Annotated in this window: 20 protein-coding genes, 2 tRNA genes and 1 pseudogene; 14 read left to right on the top strand and 9 right to left on the bottom strand. The window is 63.1% G+C overall.

Features of this window, described 5'->3' with window-relative positions; translation table 11 throughout:
- Positions 1 to 59: 59 nt before the first annotated feature.
- From Q0L62_RS11730 to Q0L62_RS14445, 3 genes and pseudogenes are all read right to left on the bottom strand, one after another.
- Positions 60 to 146: transfer RNA gene (locus Q0L62_RS11730), tRNA-Leu, on the bottom strand.
- A gap of 117 nt (positions 147 to 263) precedes the next feature.
- A complete protein-coding gene (locus Q0L62_RS11725) occupies positions 264 to 965 on the bottom strand; it encodes a thioredoxin (RefSeq protein ID WP_367183289.1) in 702 nt (233 codons plus the stop codon).
- Positions 966 to 1,145: 180 nt separating this feature from the next.
- Positions 1,146 to 1,241 (bottom strand): annotated as a pseudogene (locus Q0L62_RS14445) (MJ0042-type zinc finger domain-containing protein); the annotation flags it as partial.
- A 138-nt stretch (positions 1,242 to 1,379) separates the two neighbouring features.
- Between Q0L62_RS14445 and ftsE the strand changes: the two are divergent.
- The 5 genes from ftsE to Q0L62_RS11700 are packed head-to-tail and all read left to right on the top strand — an operon-like array spanning position 1,380 to position 5,540.
- Complete coding sequence (gene ftsE / locus Q0L62_RS11720) at positions 1,380 to 2,117, top strand: cell division ATP-binding protein FtsE (RefSeq protein WP_296679979.1); 738 nt, start codon at positions 1,380 to 1,382, stop codon at positions 2,115 to 2,117.
- Positions 2,118 to 2,119: 2 nt separating this feature from the next.
- Complete coding sequence (locus Q0L62_RS11715; protein ID WP_296679977.1) at positions 2,120 to 3,046, top strand: cell division protein; 927 nt, start codon at positions 2,120 to 2,122, stop codon at positions 3,044 to 3,046.
- A gap of 15 nt (positions 3,047 to 3,061) precedes the next feature.
- The gene (locus Q0L62_RS11710) at positions 3,062 to 3,595 is read left to right on the top strand and encodes a YdcF family protein (RefSeq protein ID WP_296679975.1); all 534 of its coding nucleotides are present in this window, start codon (positions 3,062 to 3,064) and stop codon (positions 3,593 to 3,595) included.
- Positions 3,586 to 4,281, top strand: coding sequence for a 1-acyl-sn-glycerol-3-phosphate acyltransferase (locus tag Q0L62_RS11705; RefSeq protein ID WP_296679973.1), 696 nt, complete (start codon positions 3,586 to 3,588; stop codon positions 4,279 to 4,281). The genes Q0L62_RS11710 and Q0L62_RS11705 overlap by 10 nt, the downstream gene beginning before the upstream one ends.
- Positions 4,281 to 5,540 carry an NRAMP family divalent metal transporter gene (locus Q0L62_RS11700; protein ID WP_296679972.1) on the top strand — a complete coding sequence of 420 codons (1,260 nt, stop codon included), beginning with the start codon at positions 4,281 to 4,283 and terminating at the stop codon, positions 5,538 to 5,540. The genes Q0L62_RS11705 and Q0L62_RS11700 overlap by 1 nt, the downstream gene beginning before the upstream one ends.
- Here Q0L62_RS11700 and Q0L62_RS11695 read toward each other — a convergent pair.
- Genes Q0L62_RS11695 through Q0L62_RS11685 form a run of 3 tightly spaced genes read right to left on the bottom strand, consistent with a single transcriptional unit; the run spans position 5,533 to position 8,367 of the window.
- On the bottom strand, positions 5,533 to 6,312 hold the full coding sequence (locus Q0L62_RS11695; protein ID WP_296679970.1) for a transglutaminase family protein: 780 nt from the start codon (positions 6,310 to 6,312) through the stop codon (positions 5,533 to 5,535). The two genes, Q0L62_RS11700 and Q0L62_RS11695, sit on opposite strands and share 8 nt — an antisense overlap.
- Positions 6,313 to 6,358: 46 nt before the next feature.
- On the bottom strand, positions 6,359 to 7,270 hold the full coding sequence (locus Q0L62_RS11690; RefSeq protein WP_296679967.1) for a prephenate/arogenate dehydrogenase family protein: 912 nt from the start codon (positions 7,268 to 7,270) through the stop codon (positions 6,359 to 6,361).
- Entirely contained in the window at positions 7,270 to 8,367 is a 1,098-nt protein-coding gene (locus Q0L62_RS11685; protein WP_296679983.1) for a histidinol-phosphate transaminase, read from the bottom strand. Before Q0L62_RS11685 ends, Q0L62_RS11690 begins: the two co-directional genes overlap by 1 nt.
- 67 nt (positions 8,368 to 8,434) lie before the next feature.
- Between Q0L62_RS11685 and Q0L62_RS11680 the strand changes: the two genes are divergently transcribed.
- The 3 genes from Q0L62_RS11680 to metW are packed head-to-tail and all read left to right on the top strand — an operon-like array spanning position 8,435 to position 10,559.
- Positions 8,435 to 9,544, top strand: a complete 1,110-nt coding sequence (locus Q0L62_RS11680) for a homoserine O-acetyltransferase (RefSeq protein WP_296679965.1) — start codon at positions 8,435 to 8,437, stop codon at positions 9,542 to 9,544.
- Positions 9,541 to 9,972 (top strand): GNAT family N-acetyltransferase, encoded by a 432-nt coding sequence (locus Q0L62_RS11675; RefSeq protein WP_296679963.1) that lies wholly within the window; start codon positions 9,541 to 9,543, stop codon positions 9,970 to 9,972. Before Q0L62_RS11680 ends, Q0L62_RS11675 begins: the two co-directional genes overlap by 4 nt.
- On the top strand, positions 9,969 to 10,559 hold the full coding sequence (gene metW, locus Q0L62_RS11670; protein ID WP_296679961.1) for a methionine biosynthesis protein MetW: 591 nt from the start codon (positions 9,969 to 9,971) through the stop codon (positions 10,557 to 10,559). Before Q0L62_RS11675 ends, metW begins: the two co-directional genes overlap by 4 nt.
- Here metW and fdhD read toward each other — a convergent pair.
- Both fdhD and Q0L62_RS11660 read right to left on the bottom strand, forming a co-directional pair.
- Positions 10,551 to 11,264: a formate dehydrogenase accessory sulfurtransferase FdhD gene (gene fdhD, locus Q0L62_RS11665; protein WP_296679959.1), complete on the bottom strand. Its 714-nt coding sequence runs from the start codon at positions 11,262 to 11,264 to the stop codon at positions 10,551 to 10,553. The two genes, metW and fdhD, sit on opposite strands and share 9 nt — an antisense overlap.
- Positions 11,265 to 11,326: 62 nt before the next feature.
- Positions 11,327 to 11,704, bottom strand: a complete 378-nt coding sequence (locus Q0L62_RS11660) for a VOC family protein (protein ID WP_296679956.1) — start codon at positions 11,702 to 11,704, stop codon at positions 11,327 to 11,329.
- Between the two features lie 126 nt (positions 11,705 to 11,830).
- On the opposite strand from Q0L62_RS11660, the gene Q0L62_RS11655 reads away from it, so the two are divergent.
- The 4 genes from Q0L62_RS11655 to Q0L62_RS11640 all read left to right on the top strand — a co-directional run bounded on the left by Q0L62_RS11655 (position 11,831) and on the right by Q0L62_RS11640 (position 15,098).
- Positions 11,831 to 12,211, top strand: a complete 381-nt coding sequence (locus Q0L62_RS11655) for a hypothetical protein (RefSeq protein WP_296679955.1) — start codon at positions 11,831 to 11,833, stop codon at positions 12,209 to 12,211.
- A gap of 106 nt (positions 12,212 to 12,317) precedes the next feature.
- Positions 12,318 to 12,833, top strand: a complete 516-nt coding sequence (locus tag Q0L62_RS11650) for a hypothetical protein (protein ID WP_296679954.1) — start codon at positions 12,318 to 12,320, stop codon at positions 12,831 to 12,833.
- 47 nt (positions 12,834 to 12,880) lie between these two features.
- Entirely contained in the window at positions 12,881 to 14,347 is a 1,467-nt protein-coding gene (locus tag Q0L62_RS11645) for a Ppx/GppA family phosphatase (RefSeq protein WP_296679952.1), read from the top strand.
- A 79-nt stretch (positions 14,348 to 14,426) separates the two neighbouring features.
- Entirely contained in the window at positions 14,427 to 15,098 is a 672-nt protein-coding gene (locus Q0L62_RS11640) for a glutathione S-transferase family protein (protein ID WP_296679981.1), read from the top strand.
- Here Q0L62_RS11640 and Q0L62_RS11635 read toward each other — a convergent pair whose 3' ends face one another.
- Complete coding sequence (locus Q0L62_RS11635; RefSeq protein ID WP_296679950.1) at positions 15,099 to 16,049, bottom strand: complex I NDUFA9 subunit family protein; 951 nt, start codon at positions 16,047 to 16,049, stop codon at positions 15,099 to 15,101.
- A 221-nt stretch (positions 16,050 to 16,270) separates the two neighbouring features.
- On the opposite strand from Q0L62_RS11635, the gene Q0L62_RS11630 reads away from it, so the two are divergent.
- Both Q0L62_RS11630 and Q0L62_RS11625 read left to right on the top strand, forming a co-directional pair.
- Positions 16,271 to 16,357: transfer RNA gene (locus tag Q0L62_RS11630), tRNA-Leu, on the top strand.
- 177 nt (positions 16,358 to 16,534) lie between these two features.
- Positions 16,535 to 17,119, top strand: a 585-nt coding sequence (locus Q0L62_RS11625) for an integrase arm-type DNA-binding domain-containing protein (protein ID WP_296679947.1), incomplete at its 3' end; no start/stop codon positions are given.

Raw genomic sequence — 17,119 nt, 5'->3', positions numbered from 1 at the left:
GCAGAGCGCGCCTTTAAAGGTCGCCTTGACCCATCGAGGGCAAGTAAGTCTGGACTGATTGGTGCGGTCGAGAAGACTCGAACTTCCACGGGCTTTCGCCCACAACGACCTCAACGTTGCGCGTCTACCAATTCCGCCACGACCGCTAAATCATCGGGGCGCGCTGGTCGTCCCGGGGGGGTAGGAGCGCGCCCTTAGCAAAGGGTATGCGGGGCCGCAAGCGGGTTAGCCATGGAATCGTGGGCGTGTCCCCGGCGCAGCGATTATGAACCGGGCTTCCAGCCGAACTCTGCCTTGACAGCGGCCTTGGGCACCTGGACCAGGGCTTCGTTGATCGCGGCGCTTTCGCCGGGGGCAAGGACCCGCTTTGGGCTGCGCACTTCAGCGGAATACACGACCCGGCCGCGGGCATCGCGCAGCACGATCAGGATCGGGGGCACGCTACGCGCGGTTTGCGACACGTTGCTGACCGTGCCGCTGGCCTGGAAGTACCAGGTGCTGTCGGGCAGCTGATGGCGGTCCTGCTGCTTGGCCGGGAAATCAAGCTTGAGCCCCGGTTGCGCTTCGGCAAACAGCGGGTGCGCGAACGGCATCCAGTCAGGCAGGCCCCACCAGGCCGTTGCACCGATCAGGCCGACCGCGATCGTTCCGACCAGTCCGGCCACCACGGTCCACATCTTTGCCGGGTTGCGGCGGGGACGGAACGGCGGTTCGTGCGCGAAGCTGGAATATTCGGCGTCCGGTTCATTGACCGCCGCCGGGGCAGCCCAGCTGGGCGCGGGCGCATCATCGCCGTAGCCGAACGAAGGCGGCGTGGGGGGCACATCTTCCGGTTCATCCTCAACCACCGGGGCGGGCTGCGGCGCTGGCGGAGCGGCAGGCGGTGCGGCAGGCGGTGCCGCGGGATCGGCTGGTGGCTGTGCACGATCAAAGTTGACCGATACGGCCACGGTTGGCGCGGGCATCGCATCGGCTGCCGCCGGTTCAATCCCCGGTGAAGCGACTGGCGCAAACCGGGGCGGCGCGTCTTGCACGGGCTGCGGAGAAGGAGGCGGCGGCGTTGGAGGCGGTGGAGGAGGTGGCGGCGGGGCGGCCGGAGCCTCTGTCCGCGGTGGGAGCGCCGGGCCTTCCTGAAACCAGCTGTGGCGACATTTGGCGCAGCGCACAGTGCGTCCGTCAACGCCGATGGCGCTGTCCGGCACGGCATAGCGCGTGGTGCAGGCAGGGCAGGCGATGATCATGGACGGCAGCTTAAACACGCCGCTTGCCCATCCTGCAATGCCCCGGCTGTGAAAGGACTGCTGTATGGGCCTTTTTTCCACATGGATTGGCCGCTATAGCCGCGCTGACCTTCCTTTGCTGGACACTATCCGCAGATCATGAGCAGCGCCCCCGACGCGGAAATCGTTCAGTTTGACAACGTGGGGCTGCGCTATGGCAGCGACCGCGAGGTGTTGAGCGACGTGTCGTTCACGCTGTTTCCGGGCAGTTTCTACTTTCTGACGGGGGCCAGCGGCGCGGGCAAGACCTCACTGCTGCGCTTGCTCTACCTGGCGCAGCGTCCGTCACGCGGGATGATCCGCATGTTCGGCACCGATGCGATCACCTTGCCGCGCGAACGTCTGCCGGGCTTTCGCCGCCGCCTGGGCGTGGTTTTCCAGGATTTCCGTCTGGTTCAGCACCTTTCGGCCTATGACAACGTGGCCCTGCCGCTGCGGGTCGCCGGAGTCGCGGAGAAAGAACTGGCAAAGCCGGTCGCCGACATGCTCGACTGGGTTGGCCTGGCTGATCGGATACACGCCCAGCCGGCACAGCTTTCAGGCGGAGAGCAGCAGCGCGTGGCAATCGCCCGCGCGGTGATCGGCCGTCCCGAACTGCTGGTCGCGGACGAGCCGACCGGCAACGTCGATCCCGAAATGGCGGTCAAGCTGCTGCGCCTGTTCGAAGCGTTGAACCGGCTGGGCACCACGGTGGTGGTCGCCACCCACGATGTCCATTTGCTAAGGAAAGTGCCGGATTCGCTGATCATGCGGCTTGATCGCGGGCGCCTGTCCGACCCGACCGGAGTCCTGCGCTATCCTCCGCGGCCCACCGGTTTTCCGGCCGGGGGACAATAGCCGTGGCGCTGCGCCTTCCTGCCGCTCTGACCGGGCGACTCAACCGCGAAGTAACCGGTGATGCCTTGCTGATCCGGCAGGCGCGGCTGGCGGGGCCGATGCCGTGGGTCATAGCCATCATGGTCGCGCTGACGGTCATTGCCGCAGCGGCAGGCCTCGCACTGAGCAACACCGCGCGTTCTGCATCGGATGAACTTTCGGGCGGGGTGACGGTTCAGGTGGTCGAGGCCAATCCGGCCGAGCGAAACCGCCAGGCCAATGCCGCTGCCAGCCGGCTCAAGGCGACGCCCGGGATAGTATCGGCGCACACCGTTTCACAGGACGAGATCGAGCGGCTGATCGAGCCGTGGCTGGGCACCCAGGTGGGCGACGACCAGGAAATACCCGTGCCCGCTCTGATCGACGTGCGGCTGCGCGATCCGGTTGATGCCGAGACGCTTGGTGCTTTGCGGCGGTTGGTGCGCGAAGTTGCACCGGCGGCGCGGATCGATGCGCAATCGACCTGGCTCAAACCCGTGTTCGGCGCGATCGATTCGCTGCGCTGGCTGGCGGTTGCGCTGGTCGTGCTGCTGGGCTTTGCCCTGGCTGCCGCGGTCCTGCTGGCTGTGCGCAGTGCGCTGGGGGTCAACCGTGACACGATCGAAATCGTTCATCTGCTGGGCGGGACCGACAGCCAGGTGGCCCGTATTTTCCAGCGCTCGGTCGGGATCGATGCGCTGGGCGGCGGGATACTGGGTTTAATGGTTGGCGTGGTGGTGGTGCTGTTCTTCGGGCGCCGCTTTGCCGGACTGGGAGCGGGGCTGGTCGGCGGCGGAGCGCTGGCCTGGTATGACTGGCTGCTGCTGGGCCTGGTACCGGGTGCGGGGATCGTTTTGGCGATGGTAACCGCGCGGTTCACAGTCGTGCGCGCGCTGCGCCGGATGCTCTGATAAAGACCGCTCGCCATGATTCGCCGCCTGATCTCCATTGTTCTGATTGTCTGGGCGCTCGGCTTTGTGCTGTTCGCGGTGACTGTGCCGCAGCCAATCGGCAATTCGGGGACCGACGGGGTTGTCGTGCTGACCGGCGGCAAGGGCCGGATCGATCGCGGGCTTGATGTGCTGGGCGAAGGCTGGGCCAAGCGCTTGCTGGTCTCCGGCGTGGGACGCGAGGTCAAGCCGCGGGAATTCGCGGCAGAATACGGCATCAAGTCGCCGCTTCTCGCCTGCTGTGTGACACTGGGGTACAAGGCGGTCGATACCCGGTCCAACGGCAGCGAAACCGCTGAATGGGCGCGTGCGGCCAATGTGCGATCCTTGCGCCTGGTGACCAGCGACTGGCATATGCGCCGCGCCGCGCTGGAGCTGCGCCGTTCGCTCCCGGCGGACATTATCGTAATTGAAGATGCGGTGCCGACGCATCCCAACCTCAGCGTGTTGTTCCTTGAATACAACAAATGGATTGCCCGGCTGACCGCGCCGCTGTGGGAATGGCGCTGACCGTGCGGATCCTGCGCAGTCTGGCGTTTTACCTGGCATTTTACGGCGTCAGCATATTCATCGTTCTGGCCTGCGTGATCACATTGCTGATGGCCAGCCGCGAAACCTTTCGCCGCACTGTGCACAGCTGGTCGGCATGGCAGCGCATCTGCTGCCGCGCCCTGCTGGGTATAACCGTACGGGTGGAAGGGGCGCTTCCCGATGGCCCGGTCCTGGTCGCTTTCAAGCATGAAAGTTTTTTCGAAGCGATCGATTTGCCGCAGCTGCTGGATACGCCCGGCGTCTTTGCCAAGGTCGAACTGATGCGAATCCCGCTGTGGGGTCTGGCCGGTCGCCGCTATGGCCTTGTTTCGGTTGAGCGCGATCAGGGCGCGCGGGCGCTGCGTCACATGTTGGGAGAGGCGCGGGCGCTGATCGCACAGGGCCGACCGCTGGCAATCTTTCCTGAAGGTACCCGGGTACCGCACGGCGCCCGGCCCGAATTGAAATCTGGCTTTGCCGGTCTGTACAAGCTGCTGGGGGTGCCGGTCGTGGCCGTGGCTCTTGATTCCGGGCCGCTTTATCACCGGCTGGTCAAGCAGCCGGGCGTTATCACCTACAAGCTGTCTGAGCCGATCCCCGCAGGCCTGCCACGCGAAGAAGCCGAAGCGCGCGTCCGCGCGGCGATCAACGCGCTGAACACCTGATGACAGACGCTGCATCCCCTCGCTCTGCGCTTGAAGTGCTGGGGCCGGGACTGGTGACCGGGGCGGCCGACGATGATCCCAGCGGCATCGGCACTTACAGCCAGGTCGGCGCGCAGTTCGGCTATGCCATGGCCTGGACGATGTTCTTCGGCTTTCCGCTGCTCGCCTCGATCCAGGCCATATGCGCGCGGATCGGCGCGACAACCGGGCGCGGCATCGCGCAGAACTTGCGGCGGCACTATCCGCCCGCGGTGCTGCGCGTGGTCGTGGTGATGCTGCTGGTCGCCAACGTGATCAACCTTGGGGCCGATCTGGGCGCGATGGGAGAGGTGCTGGCGCTTATCATGCCAGGGCCGGTGCTGGCCTATACGGCACTGTTCGGGCTGGTCAGCGTGGTGCTCGAAGTCTTCGTCAGCTATAACCGGTTTGCCAGCATCCTGCGCTGGGCGACACTGTCGCTGTTTGCCTATGTCGGCGTGGTGTTTGTTGCCCATGTGCCGTGGGGGATTGCGATCCGATCCATCGTGGTGCCGCAGCTGGCTCTTGATCGCGCACAGGCAATGGCGCTGGTGGCAATTTTCGGTACGACGATCAGCCCCTACCTGTTCTTCTGGCAAGCCGGGCAGGAAGTGGAAGAACAGCACCGCCGTCATATCAAGCCGCTGCATGTATCGCCGCGCCGCGTGGCGGGGATCGAATTGAAACGCATTCGCACCGATACACTGGTCGGCATGGGATTTTCGCACCTGGTCGCATTGTTCATTATCATTGCGACGGCCGCGACGCTCCACGCCAATGGCGTACGCGATATCGAAAGCGCCGCCCAGGCGGCCGAGGCGCTTCGTCCGATTGCTGGCGAGTTTGCCTTTGCCCTGTTTGCCCTGGGTATAATCGGCACGGGCATGCTGGCCGTGCCGATCCTGGCCGGAAGCGCCGCCTATGCGGTCAGCGAGACTTTCGGCTGGACCGAGGGACTAGACCGCAAACCGCGCGAAGCGAAGGCTTTTTACGGCGTGATCGCTGCGGCGACTGTGGGCGGAGTGGCGCTTAATCTTACCGGCATCGATCCGATGAAAGCGCTGTATTGGGCCGCCGTGGTCAATGGCCTGCTAGCCCCGCCGCTGATGGTCATTACTATGCTGATAGCGCAGAACCGCAAAGTGATGGGCAAGCTGACAATTGGCCGCGGGCTGGCATTTGGAGGATGGCTGTCTACCGCGGTCATGTGGATTGTCGCTGCAGTGTTTCTGATCAGCTGATCCGTTCGACCTTCACGAACTGCTCAACAAAGGCTGCCTGACCGAAGCTGGAAAGGAACGCTGTATCAGCGGCATCGCGGCCGACCCCGATGATGGCGATATCGCTGGGCCGGGCCATGCCGGTCGGATCGACCAGATGCCAGATTCCATCAAGGAACACTTCGGCCACGGCATGAAAGTCAGGCGGGGTGACATTGGGGGCATAGACGCTGGCATAGCGCGCGGGAATCGATGCGGCCCTGACCAGCGTAATGAGCAGGTGCGCATAATCGCGGCAAACGCCCTGCCGCTGAACGAAAGTGTCGGTGGCGCTGGTCCCGGCGTGGCTGACGCCGGGGACGTATGACAGATGCCCGGCTATCCAGTCGCGCATCGCAGCAACGCAGGAACCACCCGTCAGGCTGCCGAATTCGGCCAGAACAAACTCTTCGAACCGGTCTGACGGGCAAAAGCGTGAAGGCATCAGGTAATCAACCACATCGCCCGGCAACAGGTGCGGTTCAACCGCAGCAAGACCGCCAAGATCGGATTCCTCGCGGGTCACCCTGATCTCGGCCTTGTAGTCCAGTTCCATGCGCCCTTCGACCTGCAGCCAGATCCGTTCGCCCAGGCCGTCGTGCGCTGGCACACGGGCGAAATGCCGCGCCGGGGTAAGCCATAATTCGGGATTTGCGATAATCTGTCCCGGCGTCATCGCCGCTTCGACCTGAACCAGAACGTCAGTCGGCTGGGCGTAATCGTAGACAATGTGGCTGTGGATCGAAAGTGTCATCGTGGGGCCAAACGCCGGGCGAGCGCTTCGGCTCCCGCACAATCGTTCATGAACCGTGATCGCTGCGGCCAAAGTCAGGCCGGGCATCATCCTGGCCTTCTTCGATGATCGATCTGCGAATGTCGCGGGTGCGGGCAAAATGGTCGAACAATTTGTCGCCGTCGCCGACCCGGATCGCGCGCTGCAGGGCAGTCAGATCTTCGGTAAAGCGTTGCAGCATGTCCAGTACGGCGTCCTTGTTTGACAGGAACACGTCACGCCACATCGTCGGATCACTGGCGGCAATGCGGGTGAAATCGCGAAAGCCGCCGGCCGAATACTTGATCACTTCGCTTTGCGTGACGCCTTCCAGATCATCCGCTGTGCCGACGATGGTATAGGCGATCAGATGCGGCAAGTGGCTGGTTACGGCCAGGACCAGGTCATGATGCGCCGGGTCCATGACCTCAACCTGCGCCCCCAGCGCTTCCCAGAAAGCGGACAGCGCGGCAACCTTGGCCGGATCGGCGCCGTCGGGCGGAGTGACTATGCACCAGCGCTGCTGGAACAGGCTGGCAAATCCGGCGTCGGGTCCGGAACGCTCGGTCCCGGCCACAGGATGGGCGGGGATGACGGCGTTGGCGGGCAGGGCAGCGGCCAGCGCCCGGGCAACCGACTGTTTGGATGATCCGACATCGCTGACCACGGCATCGGCGGGAAGCGCAGGCGCGATTTCGGCGGCTGCGGCGCCCATCGCGCCGACCGGCACGCACAGGATCACCAGCTGCGCATTGCGCACCGCATCGGCCGCGCTATCGAACACGGTCTGGACAAGGCCGCGCTCTCTGGCCCGTGCCCGGGTTGCTGGATCGGCGTCGTAGCCGGTGGTCATCGTGCCGGGCAAATGATCGTGCACCGCCAGGCCGATCGAACCGCCAAGCAGGCCCAGGCCGATAATCGCGATGCGGTCGAATGCCATCACGCTGCCGCTGCCAGGTCGCGCAGGATTGCGGCGATCGCATCCATATCGGCGCGCTTGCCGATCGTGATGCGCAGGCCGTGGGCCAGGCCCTGGCTGGGCAGCCAGCGGGTGATGTATCCGCGGTTCGCCAGGCCGTGATAAGCGGCTTCTGCGGTCAACTTGCCTTCAAACAGCACCAGCACGAAGTTCGCTTCGCTGGGTACGGCGCGCAGGCCGTGGTTGCCCAGCGTTTCGACCGCCGCGACAAAGCGCGCGCGTTCCGCCGCATTGTGCTGACGCGAATGGGTGACAAAAACTTGATCGCCCAGCGCAGCCAGCGCGGCCGCCTGCGCCGTATTGCTGACATTGAATGCTCCGCGGATGCGGTTCAGCACGCCAACCAGCGGCGCGGCGCCGGTGCCCCAGCCGACGCGCTCACCGGCCAGGCCATAGGCTTTGGAGAAAGTCCGGGTAACCAGCACGTTGCCGCAGCGCGCAGCAAGGTCCAGCGATCCGTCGTCATCCGCCGGATCGACATATTCGGCATAGGCCTGATCCAGCACCAGCAGCACGGCAGGGGGCAGGCCTGCGTGAAGGCGTGCGATCTCGGCGCGGGGCAGGAAAGTGCCGGTGGGGTTGTTGGGATTTGCCAGCAGCACCACGCGTGTCCGCTCGGTCACCGCCGCCAGCAATGCATCGACATCGTTCGCGTAATCGCTGGCCGTTGCTTCGACAGGGCTGGCGCCGCAGCGCCGTGTTACGATCTCGTACAGCGAAAACGCATATTGCGAATAGAGCACCTCATCCCCTGGCCCGGCAAAGGCTCCGGTTGCGGTGTGGAGCAGTTCGCCCGATCCGGTGCCCATTACAATCAACGCAGGATCGATGCCGTGGACGCGCCCGATCGCCTCGCGCAGCGCCGTGCTGTCACCATCGGGATAGAGCGAAGGGATCTGAGCCGCCGCCCGCGCGATCAGTGCCGCCGGGCTTGACCCAAGGGGGTTCTCGTTGGCCGACAGCTTGACCAGTGGGCGTCCGTCATCGGCGGCGCTTTTGCCGGGTACATAGGCGTGGATCGCATCGATCCAGGGCTTGGGGCAGGGGGCGTCGCTCATCCTGGCCGCGCGCATAGCACTGCCCGCAGCAATTGACAGCCCGCTTGTCGTCGCCCAATCGCCATTGATGGCTTCTGCCACTCTCCCTTCCGCCAGTCAGGTGCTGGATCTGATCGCGCCGCTGCCGCTCGATGGCGGGCAGCGCCTGGCCGATGTGCAGGTCGCCTTTGAGACTTACGGTAGCCTGAGCGCCAGCAAGTCCAATGCGATCCTGATTTTTCATGCGTTGACCGGTGACCAGTGCGTGGCCAGCCCGCATCCAGTTACGGGCAAGCCTGGCTGGTGGCTGCGGATGGTCGGACCGGGGCGGCCCATCGATACGGACCGTTTCTTCGTGATTTGCGCCAATGTGCTGGGCGGGTGCTATGGCTCGACCGGTCCAGCCAGCCTTGCCCCGGATGGCCAACCCTACGCCATGCGCTTCCCGGTTATCACCATACGCGACATGGTTCGAGCGCAGATTTCGGTGCTTGACGCGATGGGAATTGACCAGCTTCACGCCGTGGTCGGCGGATCGATGGGCGGGATGCAGGCGCTCAGTTTTGCGGCGAACTGGCCCGAGCGGACCCGCGCGGCGCTGATCGTGGCCAGCACCGCGCGCCATTCGGCCCAGAACATCGCCTTTCACGAAGTGGGCCGCCAGGCGATCATGGCCGATCCCAAGTGGCAGGGCGGCGATTACTACGCTGCAGGCAAAGGGCCGGACGCGGGCCTGGCAGTCGCTCGGATGGCGGCGCATATCACCTACTTGTCTGAAGAAGGGATGCACGAAAAGTTCGGGCGCAAGCTGCAGGACAGAAGCGCAAAGACGTTTGGGTTTGATGCCGATTTTCAGGTGGAGAGTTATTTGCGCCACCAAGGCCTTAGCTTTACCGACCGGTTCGACGCCAACAGCTATCTCTACATCACCCGCGCGATGGACTATTTCGATCTGGCGGAGGAGCAGGGGGGCAAACTGGCCGAAGCTTTTGCCGGGGCTACCGCGCGCTTCTGCCTGATCAGTTTCGATACCGACTGGCTATATCCTACAGCAGAAAGCCGCACGATAGCCCATGCGCTCAACGCGGCAGGCGCGCCGGTCAGCTTTGTCGAACTGTCCGCCCCGTTCGGGCACGATAGCTTTCTGCTCGACGTGCCAGCACTCGATCGCGTGATTGCAGGGTTTCTGGGGCAATGAGCGCGCTGCCTGCTGGATACGAAGTGACCTGCGATCAATCCAGGATCGATGCGACAGCGGCGCACGCTTATCTGACGCGTAGTTATTGGGCAGCAGGTATCCCGGTAGAAACTGTTTTGCGTTCAATCGCCAATTCGATTTGCGTCGGCGCATTTTTTAAGAGCCGGCAAGTTGGATTTGCCCGCGTAGTCAGCGACCGCGCCACTTTCGCTTATCTGGCGGATGTCTATGTGCTCGAACCGCATCGCGGTTTGGGCCTTTCTCATGCCTTGCTCGCAGCAGTTGATAAGCATCCTGAATTGCAGGGTTTGCGTCGTTGGGCGTTGTTTACACAGGACGCTCAGGCTTTGTACCGGCAGCATGGCTGGACCGAATACCCGCACCCAGAACGCATGATGGTGCGTGACGATCCGCTAGTTTACCAATGATCACGCTGCGGCCCGATCTTGCGATCATTGCAGCCAATGTCGCGGCAGGCAGCCGGGTGCTTGACATCGGTTGCGGCGACGGCGCGCTGATGGCGGCCTTGCAGCGTGACCGGCAGTGCGATGCACGCGGGATGGAGCTTGATCCGCACAATGTCGCGGAATGTGTAGCGCGCGGACTATCGGTAATACAGGGCGATGCTGATGCCGATCTGGCCGATTACTCCGACGGCGCCTTCGACTATGCGATTCTTAGTCAAACGCTTCAGACGACGAAGCGGCCCGATCAGGTGCTGGATGAACTGCTCCGCGTCGGGCGCAGGGCATTCGTCAGCTTTCCAAACTTTGCGCATTGGAAGGTGCGGGCGAGCTTGCTTTGGAACGGGCGGATGCCGGTTACGCGATTGCTGCCCGTTGCCTGGTACGAAACACCCAATATCCACCACGTCACCGTCCGTGATTTCCGCGAGCTCGTTGCAGCCAAGGGTTTGAAAGTGGAGGGCGCCTGGTTCCTGTCAGGAGATGCGCGGATAAGCGATGCCGCCGCATCTTGGCGCGCTGAACATGCGGTGTTCCAGCTGTCAAGTTGAGGCGTCGTTGACCAGCAGCACGCTATCATTACGGGCCAGCACCCACAGGCTGAGCCCGGCGGCATGCGCCCGCTCAACCGCCAGTGACGTTGGCAGCGATACCGTGACGAGCGTAGTTGCTCCGCCGCGCACGGCCTTTTCAACGATTTCGTAGCTGCATCGCGCGGTCGAAAGGACAAGGCCATCGGCAAGCGATTGCCCGCTCCGTGCTGCCGCGCCTACCAATTTATCGAGCGCATTATGGCGGCCGACATCTTCGCGGACCAGGCTGACGCTACCTTCAGCCGAAACCCAGGCAGCCGCGTGGGCCGCACCGGTTTCACGCGCCAGCGGTTGATGATCGCGAAGTTCGGTAAGCGCACGAAAGATTGCGTCCGTTGCGATCTTTGCGTGGTGGGCCACCGCTGGCAGGGGCCGGTTGACTGCCTCCAGATTTTCGATCCCGCACAGCCCACAGCTCGATTCCGCAACACGGGTGCGCACTCGCTCGCCCAGTTGATCGACGCCTAGACCCGACAGCATCGTTCGCACGATCCAGCCTTGGTCGGTTTGCGCAGCTACCACCTCGCCCAGGTCGGCGATGGTCCGCGCCAGCCCTTCGCACAGCGCAAAACCGATGGCGAAATCTGCGAGATCGGCTGGCGTTGCCATCATCACGGCATAGGCGAGGCCATTGAACTCAAGCGCCACCGGCGCCTCGGGCACCCAGCGGCGGGAAACCGCGCGCTGGATGCCGTCTGGCGTAATCTCGGTTGGCGCAGGGCCGCTTACATCCGCTTGAGTGCGCAGAGCTTGTTCCCGTCGGGATCGCGCAGGTAGGCCAGATAAAGATCGCCCATTCCGCCTGAGCGAACCCCCGGCGCGTCTTCTATTGCAGTGCCGCCGTTGGCGACGCCGGCGGCATGCCAGGCGTTGGCCTCATCCGGATTGTCCATCGCAAAACCGATGGTGCATCCGTTGCCCGCGGTGGCCGGGTTGCCGTCAATCGGCGGAGTGACCAGAAAAATGCCGCCATTGTGCATGTAGATCAGCCGGCCTTTGTCGTCCTTGATACCGGGATTGCCGCCCATAGCGCCGAATACGGCATCGTAGAATTTTTTGGACCGCTCAATGTCATTGCTGCCCACCATGTTGTGGCTGTACATGCGCCTCTCCTTTTTCCGTTGCGATTTGCCACGATTGCCCGGCCTCGTGCGCGCGTCAATCGGAATGCGGCGTACCCACGGACAAATTGTTGGCTGCGGTTCAGCTTAGCCGCGTTAGGGGGCGTCATGATATTCACCTTGCTGATCCCGATCTTCGCACTCGCAGCGCAGGTTCCGTTACAATCAGCCGAGGCGCCGCAACCAGTACTTACTCTCGAGCAGGAAACGGCGGTTCGCTGCGGGGCGGCCTTCGCTGTCGTTTCGGCTGAACAGATGCGAGGATCGGCGGCGGCGGGCTGGCCCGCACTGGGTACGCGAGGGCGCGAATATTTCGTCCGGACTGGCGCCCGGTTGATGGACGAAACCGGGGCGACGCGCCCGGTTATAGGCGCTTTGTTCGCCCGATCAGCCGCCGAACTGCGCGCTGGCGGTAATCTTAAGGCCAAATTGGAAAGCCTGCGTAAACCCTGTCTTTTGTTGTTGGATCTAACAATTCCTGTACCCTGAACCGATCTGCGACCGTGCCAGACCGCACGGTTCATTCAGCCAGCCGCAAGCCTCACTGGCCTAGATAGCGGTGGCCCGAATCAGCGGGCGCTTGGAGTGTGCCGAAATGCCGCAGTTGCGACCTGCCGTTAAACTGGTTTCCCTCACCGCGCTTGCCGCCGCCTTGCTGGCCCCGCTTCCCGCTTTAGCCAAGGATCGGTCCGACCGCGAACAGACGATGGGTGATATACAGGACAAGCTGGGCGACCCGCGCACCCAGGCCGCGATTGGCGATGCCTTGGCGGGGATGATGGCGGCGATGCTCGACGTGAAGGCCGCGCCATTCCTCAAGGCGATGGACCGTGTCGGCCAGACCACCGGCGAACGTCCCCGCCACCGTGATATTCCAGATGATGCCACCTTGGGTGACCTGGCCGGTCCGGGTGCGCGCGACATGCCGCGTGAAGTGGCACGCAAGGCTCCGGCCATGATGGGCGCGGCTGGTGCGATGGTAGGCGTAATGGGTGAGATGCTGCCGCAACTTGAGGAAGCCGGCAAACGCATGGGCGACCAAATGCGCAAGTCGATCGACAAGGCCCAGGGCACCTATCGCGATGATTCCGATCTGCGCGACGAAGATTGACCACTGCCCACTGGTAAGCCACCGCCGCGCAGGCTAGGCCTGCGCGGGTGAGTGATCTTCGCCGTCAGGCCATCATCGATATCGGGTCCAATTCGATCCGATTGGTAGTTTTCGGCGGCGCCCCGCGTGCGCCCGCTACACTTTTTAATGAAAAGCTGATGGCTGGCCTTGGGAAAGGCATGGTTCCAGGCGGACCTCTTGATTCTCAAGCCCGGGCCTTTGCATTGCAAGGCTTGGCGCGCTTTGCCGCGCTCGTCCGCTTGATGGAACCTGAGACGCTGCGGGTTGTGGCTACCGCGGCGGTGCGAACGGCCAGTGACGGTCCGAACTTGATTGCAGAAGTGCAAAGCCTTGGCCTCCCCGCCGAACTGCTGAGCGGCGACGATGAAGCCGTCGCCGCCGGATATGGCGTCATTTCCGCTAAGCCCGATGCACGCGGGCTTGTTGCTGATATGGGGGGCGGCAGCCTGGAACTTGTGCGCGTTGCCGATGGCGAAGTGCACGAGCGCGTCTCCTTGCCTCTGGGGCTTATTCCGGTCGGATCGATACGCGCTGGCGGCACGGGATTGCTGCGCAAGGCTTTGCGCACCATGCTCAAGCCTCACGGCTGGATTGCGCAAGTCGAAGGTCAAACCCTTTACGTTGTTGGCGGCGGATGGCGAACGCTCGCCAGGGTTCATATGCACGACGCCGGCTGGCCCTTGTCAGTTTTGGGCACATACCGATTTCCTGCTGAGGACGCCCGCTTGTTGAAGATTGCGGTGCGTGAAGCGGGATCCGAAAAGCTCGCCGGTATTCGCGGGGTGCGTCATTCGCGGGCTGTACAGCTTGATGACGCTGCGGCGCTTTTAGCGGCGCTGGTGCGCGAAGCCCGCCCGGCCGCGATCGAGGTGTCCACTTTTGGCCTGCGCGAAGGCCTCCTCTATCAACAGTTGGACACCGCCACTCGCGCGCAGGACCCGCTGATTGCCGGTGTCCGCCATGCAGTTGGTGGTCAGTTGCCGATTCCTGGCTATCCGGACGCCGTGCTGGAGTGGAGCGACGGAGCTTTTCCGGACGAACCGCAGGGGCTGCGCCGCCTGCGCCATGCTGCTTGCTTGATGGCAGGGACGGGCTGGGCTTCAAACCCTGATTTCCGCGTTCTTTCCGGCGAAGAAATGGCGCTTCATGGTAACTGGATCGGGGTTGATGCCGCCGGCCGGGCAGTGATTGCCATGGCGCTCCACGTCGGGCTGGGCGGCGATCCTTCCGATGCGCCGGCTATCTTTGCCGCACTAGCAGACGAAGCCGTGCTCGACCGTGCCCGTGCCTGGGGTGTCGCACTGCGACTGGCGCAGCGGCTGGGCGGCGGGTCTCCGCAGGTTCTGGCCGCGGTTCCGGTATCGATCGCGCCTGACGGTGACCTGGTGCTGAAAGTGCGGCGCGCCGACATTGCCCTGGTTGATAGCGCCAGCGAGCGCCGCCTGACTCGCCTGGGTCTGGCACTGGGGCGGCAGACCCGGATCGAATGCTGATGTTTTCCACCTGAAAAGTCGGCCCGGCCGCTCCGTGGAGGGTGGACGCGCGATTCGCGCACAGGCATGACGAATGATCATGTGGCAGCTTTACCAATTTCCCCTGTGCCCGTTCAGCCGCAAGGTCCGCCTGCTCCTTAGCGAAAAAGGGATCGGCTATGAGCTTTGGCGCGAAAACCCCTGGGAAGGGCGCGACGATTTCTTCGCGCTGAACCCGGCCGGACGCACGCCGGTGCTGCACGATCCTGCGAAAACCCTGACACTTATTGATAGCCGCGCGATCTGTGAATATTTTGAGGAAACGGTCGACAAGAATCCAATGATCAACGGGACTGCGGCGGGCCGCGCGGAAATCCGCCGCCTGGTCGCACTGTTCGACGAAAACTTCTATGGCGACGTTACTGCGCCGCTACTTCACGAGCGCATGAAGAAGCGTCTGGTCTATCGCCAGTCACCCGACAGTAAGGTGCTGCGCGAAGCAATGAAACTTGCGCATGAGCACCTCTATTACATTGATCACCTCATCGATCACCGCCCATGGCTGGCCGGCGCGACGATGAGCCTTGCCGATCTAGCCGCCGCTGCGCAGATTTCGGTGGCAGATTATCTCGGCGGCCTGGACTGGACCGGGCACGACCAGTCACGCGACTGGTATGCCGTCTTCAAAAGCCGGCCCAGCTTCCGCCCGTTGCTCGGCGAACGCATGGAAGTGATCCAGCCGCCCAGCCACTATGCCGACGTAAACGCCTGATCAGGCTGCCGCTCGGTCGGCAAAGCGCCCATGTTTGCGAAACCGTACCAGCCATCGATCGAGAAACAGGCCGATCGGGCGTGGCGTGATGCCCAGCGCCGTGATCCCCGGCCAATCATCTGAAGCGACATTTCCGGCACTCAGCAGTTTCCACTGATCATTCGTAATTGGCGCACCTGGAAGCCAGCCGGTGGCCGCTGCGATCAACCCCGACAGGGTATCGGGCAAAGGCAGCAAATGGGTAGATCGACCCGCTGCCACAGCGATCCGCTGGTTAAGTTCCAACATGGTCAACACCTCAGGACCAGCCAGTTCGAACGTCTTGCCGCCATGGGCCTCTGGATCGGCCAGCGCGGACACAATTCCCTTGGCGCAATCGTCGACGAACAAAGGCTGCAATTTGGCCTGTGGTGCGAACACAGGCATTGCGGGCAGCAGCGAAATGAGTCCGGCGAAACGGTTGATGAAGGTGTCATCCGCCCCGAACAGGATCGACGGACGTAGCACCGTTGCCGACTGAAAGGCGTCAAGCACCGCAGTTTCGCCAGCCGCCTTGGCGCGGGCATAGGCGGTCTCACCCGCGGCATCAGCGCCGATGGCCGAAATATGGACAAAGGTTTTGGCACCAGCAGCCGTGGCGGCCCGCGCAAGCGCACCCACTCCGCTACCCATTACGGCGTCAAGATCTCCGGCAAATGCGCCCGCCAGGTTTACCACCGCATCGGCGCCTGCAACCGCGCGTACCAGGCTTGCAGGCCTGGTGATGTCGGTGCGGACCAGTTGTACTTGTCCCAGGTTACCGAGCGGCTTAATCGCAAAAGCCCGTTCGGCACGGCGGCTTGCCACTCGCAGCCGCGCCCCGCGTGTGAGCAGTTCCTGCGCGACATGTCGGCCCAGGAAGCCTGCACCTCCGATCAGAACAACCAGTTTACCGCCAAGATCCTGTGTCATAGTCTAACCGTCACATGCCAAATACAGACCCTGGGCCTTGGCACAGAATGCCGCGCTGCCGCAACGGCGATTGTAGCACCGGACTACGAGCTTAAACCTTTGGCCCTATGCGCCTTCAAAAAAGCCCAGGGGCAAGCAACCATCGGTTGACAACCCCCGCCACCCCCCGCTAGTGGCGCGCTCCTACCCGGCAGTAGGCACCTAACCCCGCTGCCTCCGGTGCCCAGATGGCGGAATTGGTAGACGCACCAGCTTCAGGTGCTGGCGCTCGCAAGGGCGTGGAGGTTCGAGTCCTCTTCTGGGCACCATTTTTCCGTTCGTCGATGTTCGCGAACGGTTGAGAAACCCAAGGAAATCTGGGATAAATTGCTCCGAAACGTTCGGGAGCATTCGCGTATGTTCGTCAAAAGTCGCTCGCTTTTGGGGGCATCAGAGGGGGCATACGCCCCGAATTGCCCCAATTGCGCGAATTTCGGTGCCCCCAGATGGCACTGAAAGACTCAGAAATCAGGGCATTAAAGCCGCGCGAAAAGAACTACCGCAGGGCTGACAGCGGCGGGCTTTATCTAGAAGTCTTCCCAAACGGGTCAAAGCTGTGGCGTTGGAAGTTCCGCGTTGCGGGGAAGGAGAAGCGCCTAGCTCTGGGGGCATACCCAACTGTCTCGCTCAAGGATGCGCGCGCGAAGCGCGACGAAGAGAAGGCAAAATTGCTCGGCGGCGTGGACCCCGCACTTGAACGCAAGCGCGGCAAGGTCGCAGCGAAGATCAGCGCGGTGAACACCTTCGCCGCGGTGGCACGCGAATACATCGAAAAGAAAATGGTCAGAGAGGCGCGCGCCAAAGCGACAGTCAGCAAGGCGTATTGGTTTCTTGAGCAGCTAGAGCCTGCCATCGGCACCATGCCGATCGCTGAGTTCGATCAGCAAATGCTGTTAGCCGCTCTGATGCGGGTGCAGATGCGCGGACGTTATGAGACGGCCAAGAAGTGCCGATCCTTCGCCAGCCGGGTGTTCCGGTATGCTGCCGCTACCGGACGATGCAGTTCAGACCCTGCCCATCTGCTCAAAGGT

It is taken from the genome of Novosphingobium sp., assembly GCF_024642085.1.
Lineage (GTDB): Bacteria > Pseudomonadota > Alphaproteobacteria > Sphingomonadales > Sphingomonadaceae > Novosphingobium.
This window is presented reverse-complemented; position numbering and strand designations above follow the sequence as displayed.